1 pseudogene is annotated in these 529 nt (G+C 61.4%); it reads left to right on the top strand.

Annotated features, from left to right (window positions below):
* Positions 1-529: pseudogene (locus tag CXQ97_RS21280) on the top strand (IS5-like element ISPa16 family transposase); the annotation flags it as partial.

The raw sequence follows: 529 nt of genomic DNA, 5'->3' as shown, positions 1-529 counted from the left end.
GACGACCATCCTGCGTCAGTTCGCCGGGCTGAGCCTGGAGCGCATTCCCGACGAAACCACCATCCTCAACTTCCGTCGCTTGCTGGAGAAACATGAGCTGGCAGCCGGCATCCTCGGCGTAATCAATGGCTACCTGGGGGATCGCGGCCTGTCGCTGCGCCAGGGCACTATCGTCGATGCCACACTGATCCACGCGCCCAGCTCGACCAAGAACCAGGACGGCAAGCGCGACCCGGAAATGCACCAGAGCAAGAAAGGGAATCAGTATTACTTTGGCATGAAGGCGCACATCGGCGTGGATGATGAGTCGGGGCTGGTACACAGCGTGGTAGGCACGGCAGCCAACGTGGCGGATATCACCCAGGTCGACAAACTGCTGCACGGTGACGAGAACGTCGTCTGCGCCGATGCCGGCTACACCGGCGTCGAAAAGCGCCCCGAACATGCTGGCCGCGAAGTGATCTGGCAGGTCGCAGCACGCCGCAGCACCTACAAGAAGCTCGATAAACGCAGCGCCCTGTACAAAGCC

Source organism: Arthrobacter sp. B0490, from assembly GCF_002929355.1.
GTDB lineage: Bacteria > Actinomycetota > Actinomycetes > Actinomycetales > Micrococcaceae > Arthrobacter_D.
The sequence above is the reverse complement of the archived record's forward strand: the minus strand, read 5'-3'. Positions and strand labels throughout refer to the sequence as shown.